Origin of the sequence: Chryseobacterium sp. JV274 (assembly GCF_903969135.1) — a bacterium.
Lineage (GTDB): Bacteria > Bacteroidota > Bacteroidia > Flavobacteriales > Weeksellaceae > Chryseobacterium.
Genome location: NZ_LR824569.1, coordinates 2,694,868 through 2,710,926 on the forward strand (window position 1 = coordinate 2,694,868; position 16,059 = coordinate 2,710,926).

At 35.2% G+C, this 16,059-nt stretch carries 17 protein-coding genes; 5 read left to right on the forward strand and 12 right to left on the reverse strand.

What is annotated here, in order from left to right; translation table 11 throughout:
* Nucleotides 1-57 precede the first annotated feature (57 nt).
* The 9 genes from CHRYMOREF3P_RS12455 to CHRYMOREF3P_RS12495 all read right to left on the reverse strand — a co-directional run bounded on the left by CHRYMOREF3P_RS12455 (nucleotide 58) and on the right by CHRYMOREF3P_RS12495 (nucleotide 7,875).
* The gene (locus tag CHRYMOREF3P_RS12455) at nucleotides 58-1,344 is read right to left on the reverse strand and encodes a sensor histidine kinase (RefSeq protein WP_077419519.1); all 1,287 of its coding nucleotides are present in this window, start codon (nucleotides 1,342-1,344) and stop codon (nucleotides 58-60) included.
* Entirely contained in the window at nucleotides 1,344-2,015 is a 672-nt protein-coding gene (locus tag CHRYMOREF3P_RS12460; RefSeq protein ID WP_047381613.1) for a response regulator transcription factor, read from the reverse strand. The genes CHRYMOREF3P_RS12455 and CHRYMOREF3P_RS12460 overlap by 1 nt, the downstream gene beginning before the upstream one ends.
* Nucleotides 2,016-2,221: 206 nt before the next feature.
* The gene (locus tag CHRYMOREF3P_RS24405; protein WP_077419518.1) at nucleotides 2,222-2,452 is read right to left on the reverse strand and encodes a PepSY-like domain-containing protein; all 231 of its coding nucleotides are present in this window, start codon (nucleotides 2,450-2,452) and stop codon (nucleotides 2,222-2,224) included.
* Nucleotides 2,453-2,462: 10 nt separating this feature from the next.
* Entirely contained in the window at nucleotides 2,463-2,912 is a 450-nt protein-coding gene (locus tag CHRYMOREF3P_RS12470) for a PepSY-like domain-containing protein (RefSeq protein WP_175627304.1), read from the reverse strand.
* 232 nt (nucleotides 2,913-3,144) lie between these two features.
* Nucleotides 3,145-3,840, reverse strand: coding sequence for a YjjG family noncanonical pyrimidine nucleotidase (locus tag CHRYMOREF3P_RS12475; protein WP_180564755.1), 696 nt, complete (start codon nucleotides 3,838-3,840; stop codon nucleotides 3,145-3,147).
* A gap of 202 nt (nucleotides 3,841-4,042) precedes the next feature.
* Nucleotides 4,043-4,633 carry an RNA polymerase sigma factor gene (locus CHRYMOREF3P_RS12480; RefSeq protein ID WP_047377368.1) on the reverse strand — a complete coding sequence of 197 codons (591 nt, stop codon included), beginning with the start codon at nucleotides 4,631-4,633 and terminating at the stop codon, nucleotides 4,043-4,045.
* Between the two features lie 195 nt (nucleotides 4,634-4,828).
* Nucleotides 4,829-5,320 (reverse strand): hypothetical protein, encoded by a 492-nt coding sequence (locus CHRYMOREF3P_RS12485; RefSeq protein WP_077419515.1) that lies wholly within the window; start codon nucleotides 5,318-5,320, stop codon nucleotides 4,829-4,831.
* 86 nt (nucleotides 5,321-5,406) lie between these two features.
* Nucleotides 5,407-6,687, reverse strand: coding sequence for a methionine adenosyltransferase (gene metK / locus CHRYMOREF3P_RS12490; RefSeq protein WP_180564756.1), 1,281 nt, complete (start codon nucleotides 6,685-6,687; stop codon nucleotides 5,407-5,409).
* Between the two features lie 237 nt (nucleotides 6,688-6,924).
* Nucleotides 6,925-7,875 (reverse strand): LysR substrate-binding domain-containing protein, encoded by a 951-nt coding sequence (locus CHRYMOREF3P_RS12495; protein ID WP_047377365.1) that lies wholly within the window; start codon nucleotides 7,873-7,875, stop codon nucleotides 6,925-6,927.
* A gap of 134 nt (nucleotides 7,876-8,009) precedes the next feature.
* Between CHRYMOREF3P_RS12495 and CHRYMOREF3P_RS12500 the strand changes: the two genes are divergently transcribed.
* From CHRYMOREF3P_RS12500 to CHRYMOREF3P_RS12520, 5 genes are all read left to right on the forward strand, one after another.
* Nucleotides 8,010-9,497, forward strand: coding sequence for a catalase (locus CHRYMOREF3P_RS12500; protein ID WP_180564757.1), 1,488 nt, complete (start codon nucleotides 8,010-8,012; stop codon nucleotides 9,495-9,497).
* A gap of 105 nt (nucleotides 9,498-9,602) precedes the next feature.
* Nucleotides 9,603-10,370: an enoyl-CoA hydratase/isomerase family protein gene (locus tag CHRYMOREF3P_RS12505; protein WP_180564758.1), complete on the forward strand. Its 768-nt coding sequence runs from the start codon at nucleotides 9,603-9,605 to the stop codon at nucleotides 10,368-10,370.
* Nucleotides 10,371-10,424: 54 nt separating this feature from the next.
* Nucleotides 10,425-10,847 carry a deoxycytidylate deaminase gene (locus tag CHRYMOREF3P_RS12510; protein WP_076356921.1) on the forward strand — a complete coding sequence of 141 codons (423 nt, stop codon included), beginning with the start codon at nucleotides 10,425-10,427 and terminating at the stop codon, nucleotides 10,845-10,847.
* Nucleotides 10,848-10,853: 6 nt separating this feature from the next.
* Complete coding sequence (xerD, locus tag CHRYMOREF3P_RS12515; RefSeq protein ID WP_077419511.1) at nucleotides 10,854-11,768, forward strand: site-specific tyrosine recombinase XerD; 915 nt, start codon at nucleotides 10,854-10,856, stop codon at nucleotides 11,766-11,768.
* Nucleotides 11,765-12,277, forward strand: a complete 513-nt coding sequence (locus tag CHRYMOREF3P_RS12520) for an NUDIX hydrolase (RefSeq protein ID WP_077419510.1) — start codon at nucleotides 11,765-11,767, stop codon at nucleotides 12,275-12,277. The genes xerD and CHRYMOREF3P_RS12520 overlap by 4 nt, the downstream gene beginning before the upstream one ends.
* A gap of 183 nt (nucleotides 12,278-12,460) precedes the next feature.
* Here CHRYMOREF3P_RS12520 and CHRYMOREF3P_RS12525 read toward each other — a convergent pair whose 3' ends face one another.
* Genes CHRYMOREF3P_RS12525 through CHRYMOREF3P_RS12535 form a run of 3 tightly spaced genes read right to left on the reverse strand, consistent with a single transcriptional unit; the run spans nucleotide 12,461 to nucleotide 16,011 of the window.
* Complete coding sequence (locus tag CHRYMOREF3P_RS12525) at nucleotides 12,461-12,919, reverse strand: heme-binding domain-containing protein (protein WP_180564759.1); 459 nt, start codon at nucleotides 12,917-12,919, stop codon at nucleotides 12,461-12,463.
* A 4-nt stretch (nucleotides 12,920-12,923) separates the two neighbouring features.
* The gene (locus CHRYMOREF3P_RS12530) at nucleotides 12,924-14,723 is read right to left on the reverse strand and encodes an Ig-like domain-containing protein (RefSeq protein ID WP_180564760.1); all 1,800 of its coding nucleotides are present in this window, start codon (nucleotides 14,721-14,723) and stop codon (nucleotides 12,924-12,926) included.
* A 25-nt stretch (nucleotides 14,724-14,748) separates the two neighbouring features.
* Complete coding sequence (locus CHRYMOREF3P_RS12535) at nucleotides 14,749-16,011, reverse strand: serine hydrolase domain-containing protein (RefSeq protein ID WP_180564761.1); 1,263 nt, start codon at nucleotides 16,009-16,011, stop codon at nucleotides 14,749-14,751.
* Between the last annotated feature and the right edge of the window lie 48 nt (nucleotides 16,012-16,059).

The following is a 16,059-nucleotide window of genomic DNA, read 5'->3' on the forward strand; positions in this document are numbered from 1 at the left end:
ACATAAGAAAGCCTTTCAAACGAAAGGCTTTTTTTATTTATTATGATTTTCTGAATATCATTTTCCGTTATTCTTTGTCAGGATAAAGTAATGCATCTGATCGCCGAATTCATAGACAATATCCCAACCCGGGTATTGTTTTATAATGGTCTTAATGATAGACAATCCTAATCCTGTAGAGGTATGATCTGATCCTTGCTTGTAAAAACGGTTAAAGATCCTTGACTTATCTAAAGGAATGGCTGTACCGCTGTTTTGGAATGTAATCCGGTTATATTCAACAATAATATTTAACGTTCCTTCTTCATTATTATATTTAACCGCATTTTTAAGAAGATTGGACAGCAGAATATCTGCCAGATCCTGGTTAAAATCTGCAACGAATTTTCCTTTCTCTATAATATTGACCTCTACTTTTTTAAATGCGATGAAATCTTCATAATTCTGAACTAACTGAGCAATCATTCCATTAAAGTCAACATCTGAAGTTTTATTAAACTGACTGTTTTCAATTTTGGAAAGCATTAATAAAGATTTGTTTAAGCCTACCATTCTTCGCAGATCATTTTTAACTTCAGTAAGAAAGGTCATACTCTTTTTATCAAGGTCATCATTCTGAATCAGAAGGTCAATTTTGTTAATAACAATAGCCAAAGGAGTCTGAAGTTCGTGGGACGCATTTTCAATAAACTGTTTCTGCTGGTAAAAAACAAGCTCGTTACGTTCAATCATTTCATTGATTTCGACATTCAATTCTTCGAACTCGGTAATTTTATATGTCTGCTTTTCCTGTGAAAAAGGGATTCCGAACTGATATTTTTTAAGCTTATCCAAAATCAGGTAGAAAGGTCTCATTGCTTTATTCAAAAGATATCCGTTGATGACAACAATGCTTATTACCAAAAGGATATAAAGCACAATTAAAGCAGTCGTAAGGTCGTAGATCAATTCGTCCTCTTCTACGGTAGACGTTCTTATGACAAGCCTCTGCTGATTTTTAAACTGATCGATAAAGTCTGCCTCAAGAACTCTGTAAGGCTGGTCTTTATCATCATATTCCATATAATACATCTTATTGTAAAGCCTGCTTTTATTTTGATACTCTTCAGCTTTAATGGGATTAATTTTAAATTCATTAAATCCAAAATCATTATTATTCAGCAGCTGGGGATTCAGATAAACAGCTTTGATAATCTGTATTTTCCGGTCCTTCAATCCGTCATCCACATTATCATGTACTTCATCCAGAATGTAGGCATAAAACAACCCTGCCCAAACTGCAATAACAAACAGCAGGATGATGATCAGGTATTTTATGGTATAATATTTTAAAGAGACTTTCATCAGATGAATTTATATCCTATTCCGTATACAGCCTGGAAATCAGCTTCTGCATTAAGTGTTTTTAATTTTTTACGAAGATTTTTAATCTGTGAATAAATAAAATCCAGACTGTCCGCCTGATCGATGTAATCTCCCCAGATAGCTTCTGCCAACGTCGTTTTCTGTAAAGTTTTTTCCGGATGGATCACAAAATAATACAATAGATCGTATTCTTTGCGGTTAAGGACTAACTCCTCATTTCCCACTTTCACTGTTCTGTTCTCCGGATCAATACTTATATTTTTGTATCGGATGATATTTTCACCATCCTGATTTTTTCTTCTGATCACCGACTTGATCCTCGCCATCAGTTCTGCAAGATGAAAAGGTTTGGCAAGATAATCATCAGCCCCTATTTCCAATCCGGTTACCTTATCATCTACTGAGTCTTTGGCAGAAAGAATGATCACGGGATCTTTCTTGTGCATTTTTTTTATTTCTTTCAGCAGATCTATTCCGTTTCCGTCCGGCAGCATAATATCCAGCAAAATACAGTCGTATTCGTAAGAAATAATTTTCTCCAGCCCATTGCTGTAATTTTCTGCATACTCTACAATGAAATGTTCTGCTTCCAGAAACTTCTGTACCGTATCTTTTAGTTCGGGTTCATCTTCTACTATTAAAATCTTCATACCTCTGGGTGTATATGCTCTGCTGCATGATTAACTAATATCAAATATAGGAAATTATAAGGAGGGAAGCCGGAGATAGAGATACACATCCAAGAGTCTACGAGAATATGATCAATATAAGGGTTATATGATAGATAACCGATAAGATATCTATAAAATGAAAATGCTCTCTGCCCTCTTCCCTCAGGTATTTTTTCATGAATAATCTAATTTGATTTCACGTTACGGCCATCTGCATCGAAAACAAGACATAGACCATTCATCAAATGAATCTTATAAGCATTATATTTTTTTTCAATAGAGTCAATGACACTGCAAGGATGATTCCTTGTGATAAATGAAACTATATTCTTTCTAATCTGAGCAGAAGAAATCTTTCTTCCGTTACTGTTTATTAAATTCCAGTTGACCATAATATTAAAATTTAGTGTTTGCATCGGTTAAGTATTAATCATCAATTCTTTTAAAATTTCCGTTTCTGTCAAATTCAAGCTCCAGTCCGTTGGAAAGTTCTGCTTTATAAGACCATCTTTTCTTTTCGATCTTGATGATGTAAGTGTTCGGGAAATTCTTTGTACTGTAGTTTCTGATCGATACAGGAATGAAACCATACGGAACTTTCTGATGCTTTCCATCCACTTCTTTCCAGTTTCCATTGCTGTCAAACTCTATTTTCATTCCATTGGTCAGATATACTTTATATTCATCTACTCCATAAATTTCTCTGTCTTCAATGGCCGAGGTTACAGGTATTCCTTTAAATTGGGCAGCAAGAAAGTTTTTAGCTGTTTTGGGTAACTGATTAACATTGATTGCTCTGTCCTGTGCAGAAACGAAGCCTCCTATTAATAAAAACATGATCATCAATACTCCTGTGATTTTCTTTACATTTTTCATAACATTTAATTTTTTTATCATTATTATGGAGCAAAGTTGCAAATCAATTTGGGAAAGAATTGGGAAAACTAATCCAGCAAAAAAATAAATGAATTTATGATTTAGTCTTAATCGCAGATTTTCGTGGATAATCAAACATCTTTACGTTGATTTCTCAAGTCTATAAAACAGAAAAGCCACTAAGATAATCTTAGTGGCCTATATTTATACTTTAGACTTTATGGTCTTACATTTATAAGTATTCTTTAATCTGCTGAAGATGGGTAATGGCTTTTAATCCTTCTTTCCGTTTATCTTCTTTATAAACATCAAAGAAAATGGCATCCATTCCGAAGTCTGTTGCTCCCATGGCATCAGCAATCCAATCATCACCAATCAGGATACTTTCTTCTTTTCTGGCTTCAGAAAGTCCTAAAGAGTATTCAAAAATCCTGGGATTAGGTTTTCTTACTCCTACAGCATCTGCACTGGTAATCGTTTTAAAATAAGGGGCAATTCCGGACAAGGTACATTTCCTTTCCGTTACCTCCTGAAATCCATTGGAAATAATGTGTAATGTATAATTCTTAGCTTTCAGATATTCCAAAACATCTTCAGCTCCTTCTACCAATTGATTATGACTCACAATATTATCAAGAAAGTGCTCTTCAAAATAAAGGGCAAGTTCTCTATCTTCTACTCCAAAATGTTTAAATGAGTCATAAAAACGGTGTTCTCTCAAATACTCTTTGCCAATAATTCCATCTCTGATCTTTTCCCATAAATCTTCGTTGATATCATGGTAAACAGAATGAAACTCTTCAAAGTCAATATGATACTTTGAAGTAATTTCCTGTTTTTCAAAAAGTTCCTTGATGGTAAGATAGGCATTTCTACGATGATCCCAGAGTGTATTATCCAGGTCAAAAAAAACATGCTGCATTTTCATACAGCACAAAGTTAATCATTTTAATTTTTTAAAATTGGATAATTTTTGCTCTTGCTTTTCACAACTTCAAGGCTTTTAGAAAAATTCAGCAAAAAATCAATAGTTTGTTTCTTAGGTTTCAAAGTTTTCACTTTTAAGGAGTCATTTTTTTTCATAAGCGAAGTATGTTTTCCTTAAAACGTGAAATTTCCCAAAATATTATTTATCTGGTTAATATTATATTATTTTCATCCATGATTTTTCTCAGGTTTATCAGCGCATACCGTACTCTTCCAAGAGTAGTATTAATGCTCATATCTGTATGATCCGCAATTTCCTTGAAACTCAGCCCGTCAAAAAATCTTAGTTTGATTACTTCTTGCTGATTTTGTGGTAAAAACTGCAGCATCCTTAAAAGATCTTCCTGTATCTGATTCGTCACAAGCTGATCTTCAATATTTTCAGAAGGCTCTCTGATCAAATCAAAAATAGAATATTCATCGGTTTCAAAAGTAGTTTCTGAAACCTTTATATTCTTTGCTTTTGATCTGAAATGGTCGATAATTAAATTGTGGGAAATCCTTTTTGCCCAAAGGATAAATTTACCTTCTTCGTTATAACGCCCTTCTTTCAGCATAACAATAATCTTCATAAAGGTGTCCTGAAAGATATCATTCGCTAAATCTTCATCATTAATTTTATAAAAAATGAATGTAAACAGTTCTCTCTGATGTCGATGAATAAGGGTTGACAACGCACCCTCGTCTCCTTTCTGGTAAAGGGAAATTAGTAAACTATCCGATTTTGATTTCATAACTCTTCTCAATATAAATATTTGCAGACAGCCATTCTACCAGATATTTCTTCTGGCCTTTGCTGTATAAACAAAACAGTTTTAGAGTAGAGTCTCTTCTATAGGCGGTAGTACAATTATTATGATGTAAATATAATATTTTTTTAATAACTGTTAACCTATTATTAAATTTTTTAGAGAAAAATCTAAAAAAAATCATTTAAACATGTCATGAATGAATACGGTAGGGATATTTAATGTAAAATTAATATTCAGACCTTTCATCTCTTTTCCGTTCAATCGGGTATCTCCGATAGGAAAAGCATAGCCTCCGGTAAGGTCTAGCATCCCAAATAAGGTGACTCCTATTTTAGGGGCAATGTATTTATTGGTTCCTTCTACCCCTGCTAAAAAATAATACGAGTGATAGAAGTCTACATTTTTTTCAAAATTAAGAAGAACATCCGCCTGGAGCTTTGGCATGATAGCAAATTTGGAGTCCGCAACTCCCATCAGTGCAGATCCTCCCAATCTGTAAATCACATCGTCATTTTTAAGAAAAAGCAATTTCCCTCCTATTTCACCAAAACTTTGATTCTGATAAGTATACCCCACAGTAATCATTTTATGCATGGTATATTGTGCCTTTGCTAATGTACTTAGCAAAAACAGGGACAGGACAGCAACTACAGTTCTAAAATTCATCATCTTTCTATATTATTAAGGTGTAAAATTAAAAAAAACTGCCTTATCAAGAGATAAAGCAGTTCATTTATTATTCTTTAAGGGGAAAATTAAATTCCGAAAGCGGTTTTAATTTCCTCTACTTTGTCTAGTTTCTCCCAAGTAAAGAACTCAAGCCCTTCCAATGTAAGCTCATTTTTATGTCCTTTATTAAAAGTTTTATCAGCAATATAATGCTCTTTACCCATATGCCCGTAAGAAGCAGTTTCCTGATAAATAGGATTTCTTAATTTTAAGTTCTGCTCAATAGCATAAGGTCTTAAATCGAAAATTGCAGAAACTTTTTTCGCAATCTCTCCATCATGAAGATCTACTTTTGCAGTTCCGTAAGTATTGATATATAAACCACAAGGCTCAGCTACACCAATAGCATAAGAAACCTGCACCAAAACTTCATCAGCAACTCCTGCAGCCACTAAGTTTTTAGCAATATGTCTTGTAGCATAAGCAGCACTTCTGTCTACTTTAGAAGGATCTTTTCCTGAGAAAGCACCTCCTCCGTGAGCTCCTTTACCACCGTAGGTATCAACAATGATTTTTCTACCTGTAAGACCTGTATCCCCGTGAGGTCCTCCGATTACAAATTTCCCTGTAGGATTGATGTGATATTTGATCTGATCGTTGAACAAAGCTTTGATTTCCTCAGTCTGTTGTGCAACAACTCTTGGAACCAGAATGTTTTTAATATCCTCACGGATCTTATTCAACATTTCCTCTTCAGCTGCAAAATCATCGTGCTGAGTAGAAACTACGATAGAATCAATTCTGATTGGTTTATGATCATCAGAATACTCAATAGTTACCTGGCTTTTTGCATCAGGACGAAGATAAGTAATTTCTTTATTTTCTCTTCTGATGGCAGAAAGTTCCTTCAGAATCGTGTGGGCAAGATCCAATGCAAGAGGCATATAGTTAGCCGTTTCATTGGTAGCATACCCGAACATCATTCCCTGATCTCCTGCTCCCTGCGCTTTTGCTTTTGCTTCGAAAGACTCGTCATTTACAGCTCTGTCAACTCCCTGGTTGATATCAGGTGACTGCTCATGGATGGCAGAGATCACTCCACAAGAATCTCCATTGAACATATATTCACCTTTTGTATATCCAATTCCGTTGATTACTTCTCTGGCAATAGTCTGCACATCAAGATAAGCATCTGATTTTACTTCCCCTGCCAATACCACCTGTCCGGTAGTTACAAGAGTTTCACATGCTACTTTTGAGTCTTTATCATATGCTAAAAAATGGTCGATTAATGCATCAGAGATTTGATCGGCAATTTTATCCGGATGTCCTTCTGAAACGGATTCAGATGTAAATAAATAAGACATATAATTCTTTTGTTTTTAAAGATTTAAAAAAATTGTATTGAAGAAAAATATGAAATAAAATTGCCCAAAAAAGAATACTGTTTTAGCATATTTTTATAGAGGTTGCAATCAGGTCAAATTTTTCCTCGTAATAAACGTCAGCAAATTTAAGCACTATTTTTGTAATACTCAAAAATTTTGTTTATTAATTATAATTTTATTTAAATTGATGATTTCTATCACTTTAAAGCATTTCCATTACTGAGGCTTAATGCTTACAAATTCTTTTGGACTTTCGTGATAATTCAGCTTAAGTTCTAAAGAAGTTTTGATAGAATGTGACAATTCATCAATTATTTTTTGCTTAAATGTTGGCTTATAATAAATAATACTGATTTCTCGATAAGGGAAAGGTTTTTTGAATCTGAAAACATTTTTCTTCTGTTCTTCTGAAAGCTGACTCAAAGCAAGTTCTGGCAGAATACTGATTCCTCCTACTTTATCTACCATGTGTACCAAGGTCTGGATATTGGAAGCCAGGAAGTCTAAATTTTTAGGCTTCAGGGTATTTTCTTTCAAATGACAGATGTTCTCAAACTGATTTCTAAGACAGTTTCCTTCTTCAAGTAACCATACTTTTTCTACATTCAGATCTTCCGGAATGATGTAAGAATTCTTTTTGTTGGCTTCTGTATTGGAACTGTAAATCATCAGCTCCTCATTGAATAAGAAATCCTGATAAAACTCGTCAGCAGTATCATAAGGAGTTGAGATAATTCCCGCATCCAGTTCTCCTGCTTTTAAAGCTTTAATAATATTATCCGTTGTCATTTCTTTTACATTCATCTGAATCTTTGGATTGTCTTCAAGGAACTTGAAAATTTCCGTAGGCAGAATGAAAGAAGAAACCGTAGGAATAATTCCCAGATTAAGAGTTCCTCCTAAAATATTATTCAAAAGGTTCGCCTTGTTTTTCAGCTCATTGACAGATTCTATAATAACTTTTGCCTGATCAATAATCTGAAGACCTACATCTGTGGTACGAATCGGGTGAGTAGTTCTGTCGAAAACCTTCACATCCAGTTCATCCTCAAATTTCTGTATCATGGCACTTAACGTAGGTTGTGTAATAAAACATGCCTGAGCTGCTTTACCAAAATGTTTATACTTATCAACAGCGATAAGATACTCCAGTTGCTGAATGTTCATTTGATTAATATTATCTATTACAAAGATATAACGTTTTTGTTATTAGCAATTAAAAATTCAAGTAAATTTGATATTCATTACCTTTACACTTCGATTTAGAAAAAGGAAAAAGAATTATTCAAATCTTCAATTATATGGATTCTAAAAAATTAACGTTAAGCAACGGCGCACCTTACTTTGAGCATCAGGATTCACAGACGGTAGGACCAAGAGGCCCGGTATTGCTGCAAGACTTTATTCTTCAGGAAAATCTTGCGCATTTCGTTAGGGAAAGAATTCCTGAAAGGATTGTGCATGCTAAAGGAAGCGGTGCTTATGGAACTTTTACCGTAACCCATGACATCAGCCAGTACACAAAAGCAAAACTGTTCTCAAAAGTAGGAAATTCATGCAGAATGTTTGCCCGTTTTTCTACTGTAGGAGGAGAAAAAGGAAGCGCAGATACAGCGAGAGACCCTAGAGGTTTTGCTTTAAAATTTTATACAGAAGACGGAAACTGGGATCTTGTAGGAAACAATACTCCGGTATTCTTTATTAAGGATGCAAAAAAATTTCCGGACTTTATTCATACTCAAAAAAGACTTCCAAAAACCAATTTAAAAAGCGCCACCATGATGTGGGATTTCTGGAGCTTAAATCCTGAATCGCTTCATCAGGTTCTTATATTAATGTCAGACAGAGGAACGCCTTACGGATACAGACATATGCATGGATTTGGGTCTCATACTTTCTCCATGATTAATGACAATAATGAAAGAGTATGGGTAAAATTCCACTTCAAAACCAAGCAGGGAGTGAAAAACTTCACTGATGAAGAAGCGGTAAAAATGGCCGGCGAAAATCCGGACTTCGCCCAGGAAGACCTTTGCAATGCTATTGAAAACGGAGACTTCCCGAAATGGACCCTGTATATCCAGGTGATGACTGAGGAACAGGCAAAAGACTTCAGATGGAATCCTTTTGATGTAACAAAAGTGTGGTTTCATGATGACTTCCCATTGATTGAGGTAGGAGAAATGGAACTTAATGAAGTTCCTGTTAATTATTTTGCTCATGTTGAACAATCTACTTTTTCACCAAGCAGCCTGATTAACGGAATTAGTTTCTCACCTGACAAAATGCTGCAGGGAAGACTATTTTCTTATCCTGATGCACACCGTTACAGAGTGGGTGTCAACGCACATCAACTGGAGGTGAACAGATGTCCTTTTGCGGTCAATAACTACCAGAGAGATGGCTATATGGCAGATTCAAGCTACTATCAGGACAAACCGAATTACCATCCGAACAGTTTCGATGATATCAAAGCAGATTCTGATTACAAAGGTTTTGAGTATGAATTAGACAGTGCTCATGTAGCCAGTTATAACAGAAATGATAATGACAGCGATCATTATACTCAGCCGGGTCTGCTTTATTCAAAAGCAATGAACGCAGAAGACAGAGATCGTCTGATTCAAAATATTATCGGAAGCATGCAAGGCATCAGCGGGCCTAAAAAAGACGAGATTATCAACCGACAATTATGTCACTTTTTCCGTGCTAATATTGAGCTTGGCATGAAAGTAGCTTCTCAGTTAAATGTCAATATTGATGCAAATATGATGAATCATTCCAAATAATCATATTGAATAATAAATTAAAAAAAAGGAAAAAAAAATAATATTTTTTCCTTTTTTTTGTAAAAAATTCATAATTTGCAAAGGATGATATTTTAAAGTGGAAAAATGAGTTACGAGAACATATTATTAAAAAAAGAAGATAAATTATCTATTATTACCATAAACAGACCTGGAAGTTTAAATGCTTTAAATGCAAAAACAATTCAGGAAATCAGTACCGCACTGGATGAGCTTAACGCTGATACTTCCTGCAGGGTAATTATCCTTACCGGAAGTGGAGAAAAATCTTTTGTAGCAGGAGCTGATATCAAGGAGTTCAGCGACTTCGGACAGGAAAAAGCTGAAGAACTTGCAAGAAACGGACAAAATATATTGTTCAATAAAATTGAAAATATGTCTAAACCTATCATTGCAGCCGTAAACGGTTTTGCATTAGGCGGAGGTTTAGAGCTTGCCATGGCATGCCATATCAGATATGCATCGGAAAACGCCAGATTAGGACTTCCTGAAGTAACTCTTGGATTAATCCCGGGATACGGAGGAACTCAAAGGCTTCCAAAGCTTGTAGGAAAAGGTATTGCCAATGAAATGATCTTCTCTGCCAAAATGATCCCTGCTCAAAAAGCAAAAGAGATCGGCCTGGTCAATGAAGTATACCCTATTGAAGAATTATTAACCAAAACGAAAGAATTAGCAAACACGATTGCCTACAATTCACCAATGGCAATATCCAAGGCTATAAATGCCGTAAATTTATCTGATACAGAGAAAGGTTTTGAAACTGAAATTAAATATTTCGGGCAACTTTTTGAAATGGAAGATAAGAAAGAAGGAGTTACTGCGTTTCTAGAGAAGAGAAAGCCTAACTTTTAAATCTTTCTAAAAGATTTTAATCCAAATTATTTCGAAAAAAAACAATGCTGTGGTATGAATAAGTTTGATAAAGCTTATCTAAAAATGGCTCAGGAATGGGCAAAACTCTCCTACTGTAAGAGAAAACAGGTGGGAGCTCTTATCGTAAAAGATAGGATGATTATTTCAGATGGTTACAACGGGACTCCTTCGGGATTCGAAAACTGCTGTGAAGATGGAGAAGGGAAAACACACTGGTACGTATTGCATGCTGAAGCGAACGCTATATTAAAGCTGGCCGCTTCTACTCAATCTGCAAAAGGGGCAACGTTATATCTGACGCTGTCTCCCTGTAAAGAATGCAGCAAGCTGATTTTACAGGCAGGAATTGCGAGACTGGTGTATATTAATGAGTATTCAGATGACGATGGAATATCGTTCCTGAGAAACCATAACATTGAAATAGAACAAATATCGGACTGTGAACTAAAAAAATAAGCACAAATGACTTGGGATGAAAAGATCAAAGATTTTGAAATATTTCTTCGTTTCGAAAGAAATTTTTCAGAAAACACTCTCGACGCCTACGTTCGGGACATTAAGAAATTAAAAGATTATGCAAAAGAAGATCTGGCAAACGTCGGCCCAGATTCTATCGGTTACGAAAACCTGCAGGAATACATTTTCAATCTTTCTAAACAGAAATTCAGTGAGAGATCACAAGCAAGATGGATATCTTCCATCAAAGCCTTTTTCAAATTTCTGCTTGAAGATGAATATCGTGAAGACAATCCTGCGGCGTTACTTGAAGGCCCTAAATTGGGATTATACCTCCCTGATACCTTAAGCCTGCCTGATATCAACAAAATTATCACTGCTATTGAAGTCAATACAGATCTTGGAAAAAGAAACCACTGCATCATAGAGGTACTATATGGATGCGGACTTCGTGTTTCTGAACTCATTGATCTGAAGATCTCCAATATCAATTTTAAAGAGCAATACATCAAGGTAAACGGAAAAGGAAACAAAACCCGTTTTGTACCTTTGGCCGACTATACTGCTGATTTGCTTGAAAATTATATCAAAGAGGTACGTTCTAAAGGTAAGATCAATAAGAAATATGAAGACACTCTCTTTTTGAACAGCCGTGGGACATCTATGTCCAGAGTGATTGTATTTCTTATCATTAAAGAACTTACAGATAAAGCAGGGGTTAACAAAAAAATATCTCCACACACCTTCAGACACTCATTTGCTACGCATTTACTGCAGAACGGAGCAGATCTCCGTTATATTCAGGAAATGCTGGGGCATTCCAGTATTACAACAACGGAAATCTATACGCATCTGAAGACGGAAGAATTAAGGGATGTTATTTTGAGTTATCACCCGAGAAATATTAATATTGCTCAATGAAACTATTGAAATATTGCCCAAGCTGTGGCAAAGAGTCCTTACACTGGGACGGCGAAAAGAAATGGAGCTGTCCGGAATGTGGTTTTACTTTGTATAATAATGTGGCAGGCGCCGTGGCGGTTGTCATCAGATGTGGTAACGAAATTTACCTTACCCGAAGAAACAGAGATCCTAAAAAAGGAAAACTTGATCTTGCCGGAGGATTCGTTGACCCTAAAGAAAGTGCAGAGGAAACCTGTAAAAGAGAACTTTTTGAAGAACTTCAGCTTGATATCGATATTTCTAACCTGAAATACCTTACCAGCCTTCCAAACATCTATCAATACAAAGAAATTGATTACAATACCATCGATCTCTTTTATGAGTATAATGTTTCGGAAAAGTTTGAGGTAAATCTTGAACTCTCAGAGATCTCAGAAGCAGTATGGATTCCTTTACAGGAGCTAGACCTTGAAGATATTGCCTTTGATTCTCAGAAGAGATTTTTTGAGAGCTATTTAAAGAAATAATTTTTGTAATATATTCTCTCGCAGAGTTTGTAGATTAAGCAGATTGTTAAAACACATTCATCTGCCGGTCTGCAAAATCTGCGAGAGTTTTTTATTTTATGATAATCTTAAAATAATATAACAGAAGAATAAAGCATTGAAAATAAGCTATCTCTTTTATTTTTTCCCGCTTTATTTTAGATACTAATAAGTCTTCGTTTTCAGCATTTCTTCAAAATACTGAATCAACAGTGCTCTTTCTGCTTCTGAAAGATTAGCTTCTTTATGATAGACAATATAACCCGGCATTGGCATTGCTTTGCTTTGGATAGTCTGAATAGATTTAGTGATCATATCCTTCTTCAAATCCTTATTATACGTTTCCCAGGTAGAAAAGTTAAGGTGTTCTCTTCCTTCATTTACATGGCTTTTTACAGACCATGATACAGGTGCAATAAAAGCATATTTCGGGTAAACTGTTTCATTGGAATGGCAGTCATAACACGCATTTTTAAGCAGTGTTCTGATTTTTTCAGGTGCTTTCCTTGCATCAACGAAGTTCGCAGCAGAATCAACCGGTTTATTGATTCTATCAATAGGAAAAAACTGGATCAGGGCAAAACCCACCAATATCCAAAATATGATTTTCTTAGCCATTTTCATCTGCTTACTTTGCCGGAGTTAAAACAGCATTACCGGATTTAAATTCTTTTTTCAGCGGTTCCTTCGTTACCGTAGGTGTTACAGGCTGCGGAGTTTCTGATGCTGGAACAGAGGTTGATGTGGGTGCCGGAGCTCCCGATGTTGATTTAGGACTGTCAAGTGTTCTGGTATCCTTCAGATCCCAGTCTTCTCTTGTTTCCCACAATCCTCTTACGATTACTTTTTTATGGAAGATATAAGCATCTTCAGCAAATATATCGTTAGCGAAATCTGCTTCATCCCAATATTTATTCCCGTTATTATCTACCAGAATTCTTACAATATATTCTGCAGGTCTCAATATATCAAATTTTACCTTGTCTCCTTTTATATATTTCTGATAGGCAATTTTATCTGAAGAATCGATCAGTTGAATCCAATAATTTGCTTCCGGAGCATTGGTAATAGAGAACTCAACACTTCCAAACTGATCTGCTTTAGCAACATCAAAGTCGAAACGCTTTGACTGGCTGTTTTTTGCATAGTACGAAGATACGGTTTCCTTAGGAACAGTAAGTTCATAGCTTTTTCCCATCACAAAATCTGATTGAACATGGATCTGATAAGGATTTGTTTCTGAAATTTTAGCAGTGAACGGTAAAGTTGTTAAACTGTCACCTTTGATCTTTAATGTCCATTTTGAAGGATCAATTTTATCTACAATATAGTTTGATGCAAGCTTTAAATCTGCTTTTGGAGCGATTGAAGTTCCGTCATTATCGCTCACGACATCCATCGCATTCTTCTTATTATATCTGTAAAATAAAGAAACGCTATAGGCACTATCTTTTTTGGGACCTTTATTATGAGTAAATGTGAGTTTTTCATTCGCTGTCTGCCCCACATCATCTTTTACTGCATCAAACCAGATTCTGACAGAGTCGGATTTTGGGTTATGCATTATTTTGATATCTTTTATTTTCTCATTCAGTGACTGAACTTTTACTTCATCTGGATTTCCTTCAAATGACATTAAAATCCCACCTGCAATTTCTTTCATTTCTGAATATTTCACTGCTTTTCTGGAAGGATATACTTTCAAATTCAATCCTGAAATAGATTTCTCTACATTGATGGGATCTTTCTGGAATCCAACCTTTTCTTTTCCTGGGTCATACATAGAATTTCCATTCTCGTCGTCAAAAGCAATAATTTTATATTTTCCAGGAGTCAGATAATTCAATTCATAATACCCGTCTTCATCTACCTTGGTGATATAGTAAGGTTTTTTCTTATAATCCATCGTATCTTTTACCTGATACAATCCTACCACAAGCTTATTTTCCGTTGTTGTTCCCGTTTTCTTTTTAATATCCATTGCATCTTTTACCTCACCACTGATGTAAAGATCATCCAGTTTGTCTCCTGTAGAAAAAGCAAAATTGAAATACCTCAGTATATTCGACTCGTTATTATCTACAATGGAATTTCCGAAATTAAAATTATACGTTGTATTCGCCTGAAGAGTATCAGTCCATTGGATCAGCACAAATTTGTTGGCTATATTCGAAGGAAGAATTCTCGTTATCCCTTTAATAGGTGGTGAAATAATCAGGTTTTTATTGATGTCCTTCAATGTTACATATTCATCAAAATCCAGACGGAGCTCGTGAATATCTTTTTTGACATTAATTCTTGTAGTATCAATGTTTGAACTTAAAAACCTTGGTGCTAAAGTATCTTTAGGCCCTCCGACAGGAGATCCCACTCTTGCACATGAATGTACAAGAAAACAGATAACAAATAATAAAAGAAACCTTTTCATGAAAATGTTTAAGCAAAAATAAACATTATTCTCCAAAAACTTCCTGTCCGGAATTTAAAGTATCTTTATTATCATGCATAACGGTGTGCAACTTCTCCTTCTGTAAAGGAAAATCCTCAAATAATCCGGATAACGCAAGAGCTGTATATACTTTGTTTGAATATTTGTTTCCGATAGCCACGATGGTAACTTTAGATTTTAAAAGGTGGGCAAATACAGAGTTTGTGCCATGCCACCATCCGTTGTGATACGTCAGCTTTTCGCCATTATCAAAAATTTTCATCCTGAATCCTAATCCATAATTATTCATTCCTGACTTTTCATTGCTGTAAGGAGCGAAAACCATCTCCATGAGTTCCGGTTTCAGGAAATTTTTCGAAAACATTGCTTTTGAAAAATTGTACAAATCTCTTGGAGTAGTATATACATTTTTGTCACCATAAATAAGATCTAATCTGTCTAAAGGATACAGTTTATTTCCCCCATAATAGAATGACTGAGAGGCTGTAGGAATATCTTTTTCCTGGAAAATGTAAGTATTATTCATTTTCAAGGGTGTGAAAACCATTTCTTTCATCGCCTGCGGGAAAGGAGTTTTTGTTATTTTTTCAACCAATAAGGCCAATAGAGCAAAATTGGTATTACAGTACATAAATCCTGTATCGGTATCTCTCGCCAGATCTGGTTTGTATTTGATAATCATATTCAATACATCCTGATTCGTAATAAACGGTTTTGAAAGTTCTGCCGGTGCAGGCTGTATTTTGGTGATAAAATATTCGTATTTCGGAAGACCGCTTCTTTGATCCAATAAAGTCTGAACAGTAACATCGGGATATGGAAATCCTGGAAAAAACTGAGTAAGATGATCTGTAAGTTTTATTTTTCCAGCCTCAATCAGCTTCATCATTGCCATTGCCGTTAAAGTCTTTGAAACCGAAGCTACATGCAACGGTGTATTTTTATCAATCGCCATCTGATTGCCTTCTCTTCCAAAACCTCTGTAATTTTCGTAAAGAATTTCATCGCCCTTAGCAACCAGAATTCCTCCGCTAAGGTTGCCTTCTTCCCATATTTTTTTGTAATACTGATCTATATAGCTTATTGTTGTCTGCCTGTTCAGAAGCTGCCCATCACCTTTCGTGAAAATATCTCCCAGATCTACGTTTCCATAGTTGGGAAGATTGGTCGTATTTTCAGCTGAAACTTCTTTGGCTTCAGACTTTTTTTTACAAGAAAATATTGCTAAAAGAACAGTTAGGATAAGTATAAAATTACGCTTCGTCATGAGATTCAAAATGAGCGGCAATTTAATAAAACTCAAAAATAAATAATA

What these genes read in the sequence shown, in the direction of transcription:
- CHRYMOREF3P_RS12535 (WP_180564761.1), bottom strand. Translation starts at nt 16,011, where the DNA reads ATGACGAAGCGTAATTTTATACTTATCCTAACTGTTCTTTTAGCAATA.
- CHRYMOREF3P_RS12455 (WP_077419519.1), bottom strand. Translation starts at nt 1,344, where the DNA reads ATGAAAGTCTCTTTAAAATATTATACCATAAAATACCTGATCATCATC.
- CHRYMOREF3P_RS12485 (WP_077419515.1), bottom strand. Translation starts at nt 5,320, where the DNA reads ATGATGAATTTTAGAACTGTAGTTGCTGTCCTGTCCCTGTTTTTGCTA.
- CHRYMOREF3P_RS12470 (WP_175627304.1), bottom strand. Translation starts at nt 2,912, where the DNA reads ATGAAAAATGTAAAGAAAATCACAGGAGTATTGATGATCATGTTTTTA.
- CHRYMOREF3P_RS12510 (WP_076356921.1), top strand. Translation starts at nt 10,425, where the DNA reads ATGAATAAGTTTGATAAAGCTTATCTAAAAATGGCTCAGGAATGGGCA.
- xerD (WP_077419511.1), top strand. Translation starts at nt 10,854, where the DNA reads ATGACTTGGGATGAAAAGATCAAAGATTTTGAAATATTTCTTCGTTTC.
- CHRYMOREF3P_RS12530 (WP_180564760.1), bottom strand. Translation starts at nt 14,723, where the DNA reads ATGAAAAGGTTTCTTTTATTATTTGTTATCTGTTTTCTTGTACATTCA.
- CHRYMOREF3P_RS12480 (WP_047377368.1), bottom strand. Translation starts at nt 4,633, where the DNA reads ATGAAATCAAAATCGGATAGTTTACTAATTTCCCTTTACCAGAAAGGA.
- CHRYMOREF3P_RS12525 (WP_180564759.1), bottom strand. Translation starts at nt 12,919, where the DNA reads ATGAAAATGGCTAAGAAAATCATATTTTGGATATTGGTGGGTTTTGCC.
- CHRYMOREF3P_RS12460 (WP_047381613.1), bottom strand. Translation starts at nt 2,015, where the DNA reads ATGAAGATTTTAATAGTAGAAGATGAACCCGAACTAAAAGATACGGTA.
- CHRYMOREF3P_RS12475 (WP_180564755.1), bottom strand. Translation starts at nt 3,840, where the DNA reads ATGAAAATGCAGCATGTTTTTTTTGACCTGGATAATACACTCTGGGAT.
- metK (WP_180564756.1), bottom strand. Translation starts at nt 6,687, where the DNA reads ATGTCTTATTTATTTACATCTGAATCCGTTTCAGAAGGACATCCGGAT.
- CHRYMOREF3P_RS12520 (WP_077419510.1), top strand. Translation starts at nt 11,765, where the DNA reads ATGAAACTATTGAAATATTGCCCAAGCTGTGGCAAAGAGTCCTTACAC.
- CHRYMOREF3P_RS24405 (WP_077419518.1), bottom strand. Translation starts at nt 2,452, where the DNA reads ATGCAAACACTAAATTTTAATATTATGGTCAACTGGAATTTAATAAAC.
- CHRYMOREF3P_RS12495 (WP_047377365.1), bottom strand. Translation starts at nt 7,875, where the DNA reads ATGAACATTCAGCAACTGGAGTATCTTATCGCTGTTGATAAGTATAAA.
- CHRYMOREF3P_RS12505 (WP_180564758.1), top strand. Translation starts at nt 9,603, where the DNA reads ATGAGTTACGAGAACATATTATTAAAAAAAGAAGATAAATTATCTATT.
- CHRYMOREF3P_RS12500 (WP_180564757.1), top strand. Translation starts at nt 8,010, where the DNA reads ATGGATTCTAAAAAATTAACGTTAAGCAACGGCGCACCTTACTTTGAG.